This window comes from Bacillus sp. 522_BSPC, from assembly GCF_001076885.1.
In the GTDB taxonomy this organism is placed as follows: Bacteria; Bacillota; Bacilli; order Bacillales; family Cytobacillaceae; genus Niallia; species Niallia hominis.
Map to the genome: position 1 here is coordinate 21,529 of NZ_JVDT01000240.1, position 6,347 is coordinate 27,875.

Genomic DNA, 6,347 nt, shown 5'->3' on the forward strand with positions numbered 1-6,347 from the left:
TCAAAAGAGGGAAATAATTGGACATAATAACGATAACAAATTTATTTTTACTGGTACTATTATTAGTACTGACAGCTTTCTTTGTTGGTTCTGAATTTGCTGTAGTTAAAATTCGGATGTCACGAATAGAACAGCTAATTGCAGAAGGAAACAAAAAGGCAATTGTCGCGAAGAAGGTAGCGGGTGATTTAGACTACTATCTATCGGCGTGTCAACTAGGTATTACTGTCACAGCACTGGGCCTTGGTGCCTTAGGGAAACCAGCAATTGAGCAACTATTATATCCAGTATTTAATTTAATGAATGCTTCACCATCTGTCGCATCTGTTGCCTCGTATGCTATTGCTTTTGCATTGGTTACGTTTCTGCATGTTGTAGTTGGAGAAATGGCTCCAAAAACACTTGCCATTCAATTTTCTGAGAAACTAACCTTAATGTTAGCACCGCCATTATATTGGTTTGGAATAGTGATGAAACCATTTATATGGGCATTAAATGGATCTGCACAAGTAGTGCTTCGTTTAATGGGGGTAAAATCTGTTAAGCATGAACAGGCTTATTCGGAAGAAGAATTAAAAATAGTAATGGCACAAAGCTATCAAGGTGGAGAAATTGACCAGACAGAGCTTGCCTATATGGAAAATGTCTTCTCCTTCGATGAAAGGGTAGCAAAGGATATTATGGTTCCAAGAACAGAATTTGTTACGCTAAATAAAGATATGTCATATGACGATATCGTGAAAATCTTGGATGAGCACAATTATACTCGTTATCCAGTAACAGAAGATGGGGATAAGGATCACATCCTAGGTGTTGTTAATGTAAAGAAAATGCTGACACAGATGGCTTGGGGAAGAAATCGCGAATTAACAGAATTTCTCCGTGATCTTCCGGTTGTATTGGAAGTAACAAGCTTGCAGGATGCCCTTCTGAAAATGCAGCAAGAAAGAGTGCATATGCTGTTAGTTATCGATGAATATGGTGGTACGTCTGGTATTCTGGCGATGGAGGATATTTTAGAAGAACTAGTTGGTGAAATCCGTGATGAGTTTGATGCAGATGAAGTAGCGGATATCCGGGAGTCGGGAAATAAGTATTTTATTAACGGCCGTGTATTGCTAGATGAACTGGAAGAACGTTTTGGGATGCCTTTTGAGGAAAGCGAAGAGCTTGATACAATAGCAGGCTGGATTCAATATAAGCTATTGGACACTGCTAAGATAGGTGACCAAGTCGAGCAGGGAGAAAATGTTTGGACGGTAACAGATATGGATAACTATCAAATCAAAGAAGTTAGTCTTACGCAAAACGTGTTGAAAAACTAGCTGGATGAAAAACTGCTTTATCTATAATCATGGAGGTGAATCCCTCAAAGTTAGAGGGAAATAATTGGACAGTATTATTCTATTAAATTTGTTTTTAGTAGCAGTATTTATTTTATTGACAGCATTTTTTGTAGGTGCTGAATTTGCGATATTAAAAGTAAGGATGTCAAGACTGGATCAGTTAATTGCAGAAGGCAATAAAAAGGCGGTAGTAGCAAAGAAAGTTGCCCACGAGTTGGATTATTATTTATCTGCCTGTCAGCTGGGAATAACCATTACTGCATTGGTTTTAGGAGCGTTAGGAGAACCGACTGTGGAAAAGATGCTCCATCCTTTGTTTGAAAGGTTTGATGTACCAGGTGCTTTATCAACCGTTCTTTCTTATGCGATAGCTTTATCAGTAGTTTCCTTTTTGCATGTAGTAATTGGAGAACTTGCTCCAAAGACACTAGCAATCCAATATGCTGAAAAAATGACTTTAATGCTAGCTCCTGGATTATATTGGTTTGGAAGAATTACGAAGCCTATTATCCATGCATTAAATGGCTCATCACAAGCAATCCTTGGATGGTTTGGCATAAAACCAATTGGGCATGAAACAGCTCACTCGGAAGAGGAATTAAAGCTGATTGTTACACAGAGCTATGAAAGTGGTGAAATCAATCAAACAGAACTAGCGTATTTAAAGAATATTTTTGCTTTTGATAATCGAATTCTAAAAGAAATAATGATACCAAGAGAGCAAATTGTAAACGTAGAGATTGAGATGTCCTTTGAAGAGATTTTGACTATTTTGGATAAACATGAATATACTCGTTACCCTGTCACAAAGAATCAAACTAAGCTGGTAGGGTATGTAAATACAAAAGAGATGCTAACAAATGTAGTAGCTGGAAGAGAAACGAAGATGGAAGAATTTATCCATGAGATGCCAATTTTTCTCCAAACCGCGCCAATTAAAAATGCTCTTCTTAAAATGCAGCAAGAAAGAGTGCATATGGGGTTAGTGAAGAATGAAAGAGGCGTCATTGTTGGTCTTGTCACAATGGAGGATATATTAGAAGAAATTGTTGGCGAGATACGTGATGAGTTTATTGTAGGGGAAAAATTACTTAATTAATGATTCGCTTTCCCTTTTACTAGTTTGATAGATAAATAATTGTAATAAAAACTCCGATAGTCTCTTATTTCTCTAGTTCCTATTGAGTGAATAAGTAGAAATTATCGGAGTTTTTTTAACGAATATGTTATTATGTAGATCGATATGGATGACAGAATAATGTTAATCTACCGATATTACTTTTACATTCAAAGCCTTTTGAACGGGCGTCTGTTCAAAAGATAACGCTTGTTTCAGTGTACTATAGGTAGGGACATTTCCTAAACTAATTCCTAGCGTAGTAATCTGCTGGGCCGTGTCAGGACTAAGTCCAGAAATGGTTGCTTCAATGCCAATGAAGGAAAGGATTTTAGTTAGTTTCATTAGTTCATGCACCACCTTTGTATCGATAGAAGAAATACCAGATAAATCAATGAACAGATGATTAATCCCTTCCTCTTTGCATTTAACAGGAACAACTTCAAGAATAAATTTTGCTCGTAAGCTATCGATGTCTCCGACTAATGGGAGGACCCCAATTGATTCTGTAATCGGAATAACAGGGACGCTTAATTGTTGGATTAATTCCTGTTGAGAATGAAGCTTTTGCTTTGTGAAAGCGTGATACATGGTTGTGAATTGATTCGTTAGTCGATCAAAAGTAAAGTGAAATTTTGAACTCCATTGTAATATTAATTCAGTTGGTATATTTTTTTGTTCAAGGATAAACTGTTCAATAGAGTCCCATATAACTTGTCTAGTGATACTTAATGCCTGCAAAACTTCGTGAACTGGTGTGCCTAGTTCTACTCTACTTTTAGCTACCTTATTTGCCCAAAGCTCTAGATTTTCAGCAAAAATGCTCTCATCTTCTAGAAAAGCGCTCATAACAGTTTGGATTGTATACGTATGCTGTTTGGTTAATAGCTCTGCAACAGATGAGGAAGTATTCTTTGAATAAATAGATCCTGCTTCCCCGTCTTTAATGGAAAACCAAGTCTTTGTGATGGATGGAGCTTGCTCCATCACATATTCATAAACGGATTGATTGGTAAGGGACATTCTGTTGTATCCTCTCTTTTTAGTGTTAACTCTATTATAATAGATAAATGGAAAATTGACTCTGTAAAAATTCTTGTGGTTATTGAGCAAAAGGGAGCGTTTATTTTTTCTTGAAAATTCATAGGTCTTATTGTTAGAAGAGGTTATGTTCTTCTGAAACAGGAGACACTCGACTCCTGTGTGAAGGAAGAGGGGCTGTGAAAGCAATGGGCTTTATGAGGAGTGAAAATAAGCCATAAATGCCATTTTTCATAAGAAATTGGTTTTGACGGCGAAAATAGCCTATAATATAATGAATACGTTATGGATAAAAACGAGGTGAATAGTGTGTTTGATCGTCTTCAAGCTGTAGAGGATCGTTATGAAAAGCTTAATGAATTATTAAGTGATCCTGAAATTGTGAATGATACAAAAAAACTGCGTGACTATTCGAAAGAGCAATCGGATATTCAAGAAACAGTAGAAGTTTATCGTGAATATAAAGAAGTAAAAGAACAGCATACGGAAGCTAAAACGATGCTGGAAGAAAAGCTAGATCCAGAAATGCGCGAAATGGTGAAGGAAGAGCTAGATGAAACGGCTGCGCGTATCGAAGAATTAGAAGCGCGTTTAAAAATTTTGTTGATCCCTAAAGATCCGAATGATGATAAAAACGTTATCATGGAAGTAAGGGGAGCAGCTGGCGGAGATGAGGCTGCTTTATTTGCAGGGGATCTTTTCCGGATGTATAGCCGTTTTGCTGAGGCGCAAGGGTGGAAAATGGAAGTCATTGATGCAAGCTCAACAGGTGTTGGTGGCTACAAAGAAATCATCTTTATGATTAACGGAAAAGGGGCATACAGCAAATTGAAATTTGAAAATGGTGCCCACCGTGTACAGCGTGTCCCAGAAACAGAATCTGGCGGTCGTATTCATACATCTACTGCTACAGTAGCGTGCTTGCCTGAAGCAGAAGAAGTAGAAATTGAAATACATGAAAAAGATATTCGGGTTGACACATTTGCATCTAGTGGACCTGGAGGACAAAGTGTTAATACAACGATGTCTGCAGTCCGTTTAACCCATCTTCCAACAGGCACTGTTGTTTCCTGTCAGGATGAAAAATCACAGATTAAAAATAAAGAAAAAGCAATGAAAGTATTACGAGCACGTGTTTATGATAAATTCCAGCAAGAAGCACAAGCGGAATATGATCAACAACGTAAATCAGCGGTGGGAACGGGGGATCGTTCAGAGCGAATTCGGACGTATAACTTCCCGCAAAATCGTGTAACAGACCACCGTATTGGATTGACTATTCAAAAGCTAGATCAAATTCTTCAAGGAAAAATGGACGATATTATTGATGCGCTTATTTTTGAAGAACAATCTAGTCGTTTGGAAAGTGCTTCCGATGTGTAAAGTATTCGAAGCCCTAAAATGGGCTTCTTCTTATTTAAAGGAGCATGACAGGGAAGAATACGCAGCGGAAATCTTACTTAGGCATTCATTGCAAGTAAGTAGATCAGAAATGCTCGTTAAATTTCGTGAAGAGATGGAAGAAGAACAACTGGAAAGCTTTAAAAAGCTGATTTATTTACATGCCCAAGGACGGCCAGTTCAATATATTATTGGACAGGAAGAATTTTATGGACGAGCCTTTACTGTAAATAAAGAAGTACTTATTCCTCGTCCAGAAACTGAGGAGCTTGTTCAATCTGCGCTTGCACGGATAGACAGGCTGTTCGGGAAAAAAGCAGCCTTAAAACTAGTGGATGTCGGAACAGGAAGCGGTGCGATTGCAGTAACAATGAAGCTTGAAAATCCTTCGTTGCAGGTAATAGCTACAGATCTATATGAAGTTTCGTTAGCTGTAGCAAAGCAAAACGCTGAGAATTTAGGCGCGGATTCTATTGAATTCATACAGGGAGATCTTTTGCAGCCATTTATTGCAAAGGGGCAAATGGTTGATGTTGTCCTCTCCAATCCTCCATACATTCCAAAAGGAGACATCGTGACAATGTCTGATGTTGTTACCGAGCATGAGCCACATAGAGCACTATTTGCTGGAGAAGATGGTCTTGTTTTGTATAAAAGACTCTGTGAAGAATTACCTAATGTTCTAAAGGATAAAGCTATTATTGGATTTGAAGTAGGTGCAGGACAAAGCAAATCAGTAGCGCAGCTCTTGCAAGCAGCATTTCCCCAAGCAAAAGTAGAAGTGCAATTTGATATTAATGGCAAAGATCGAATGGTATTTGCAGAAGTAGGATTTTGATTTTGTTTCATTCTGCTTTTTGGTTGACTTTTAGAAAGACATATTCCATACACATGTTAAGGTGTGGGATGTGTCTTATTTTAGTTGGTGGGAGTGTAGGAGTTGTAAGTGAAGTTGCTGGACTCGCAAGTAAAAGTGGGAAAGTCGCAAGAAAAGTTGCCGGACTAGCAAGTAAAAGTGGGAAAGTCGCAAGAAAAGTAGCCGGACTCGCAAGTAAAAGTGGGAAAGTCGCAAGAAAAGTAGCCGGACTCGCAAGTAAAAGTGGGAAAGTAGCAAGAAAAGTTGTCGAACCTGCAAGTATGGTATGGAAGCGCAAGAAAAGTAGCCGGACTCGCAAGTAAAAGTGGGAAAGTCGCAAGAAAAGTAGCCGGACTCGCAAGTAAAAATAGGAAACCTGCAAGGAAAGTAGCCAAACCTGCAAGTAAGGTATGGAAGTGCAAGAAAAGTAGCCGGACTCACAAGTAAAAGTGGGAAAGTCGCAAGTAAAGTTGCCGGACTCGCAAGTAAGGTATGGAAGCGCAAGAAAAGTTGCCGAACTCGCAAGTAAAAGTGGGAAAGTAGCAAGAAAAGTAGCCGGACTCGCAAGTAAAAGTGGGAAAGTAGC

The 6,347-nt window shown here is 38.5% G+C and carries 6 protein-coding genes; 5 read left to right on the forward strand and 1 reads right to left on the reverse strand.

What is annotated here, in order from left to right; translation table 11 throughout:
• The first annotated feature begins 17 nt into the window (after positions 1-17).
• A complete protein-coding gene (locus tag ADJ83_RS19635) occupies positions 18-1,325 on the forward strand; it encodes a hemolysin family protein (RefSeq protein ID WP_048718858.1) in 1,308 nt (435 codons plus the stop codon).
• Between the two features lie 64 nt (positions 1,326-1,389).
• Positions 1,390-2,445: a hemolysin family protein gene (locus tag ADJ83_RS19640; RefSeq protein ID WP_048718860.1), complete on the forward strand. Its 1,056-nt coding sequence runs from the start codon at positions 1,390-1,392 to the stop codon at positions 2,443-2,445.
• A 162-nt stretch (positions 2,446-2,607) separates the two neighbouring features.
• On the opposite strand, the gene ADJ83_RS19645 is transcribed toward ADJ83_RS19640, so the two are convergent.
• Entirely contained in the window at positions 2,608-3,486 is an 879-nt protein-coding gene (locus tag ADJ83_RS19645; RefSeq protein WP_048718863.1) for an STAS domain-containing protein, read from the reverse strand.
• Positions 3,487-3,813: 327 nt separating this feature from the next.
• Between ADJ83_RS19645 and prfA the strand changes: the two genes are divergently transcribed.
• From prfA to ADJ83_RS19660, 3 genes are all read left to right on the forward strand, one after another.
• Positions 3,814-4,887 (forward strand): peptide chain release factor 1, encoded by a 1,074-nt coding sequence (prfA, locus tag ADJ83_RS19650; RefSeq protein WP_031538940.1) that lies wholly within the window; start codon positions 3,814-3,816, stop codon positions 4,885-4,887.
• Positions 4,880-5,743, forward strand: a complete 864-nt coding sequence (prmC, locus tag ADJ83_RS19655; protein WP_048718865.1) for a peptide chain release factor N(5)-glutamine methyltransferase — start codon at positions 4,880-4,882, stop codon at positions 5,741-5,743. The genes prfA and prmC overlap by 8 nt, the downstream gene beginning before the upstream one ends.
• A gap of 68 nt (positions 5,744-5,811) precedes the next feature.
• Positions 5,812-6,084 carry a hypothetical protein gene (locus ADJ83_RS19660; protein WP_152910849.1) on the forward strand — a complete coding sequence of 91 codons (273 nt, stop codon included), beginning with the start codon at positions 5,812-5,814 and terminating at the stop codon, positions 6,082-6,084.
• Positions 6,085-6,347: the final 263 nt, after the last annotated feature.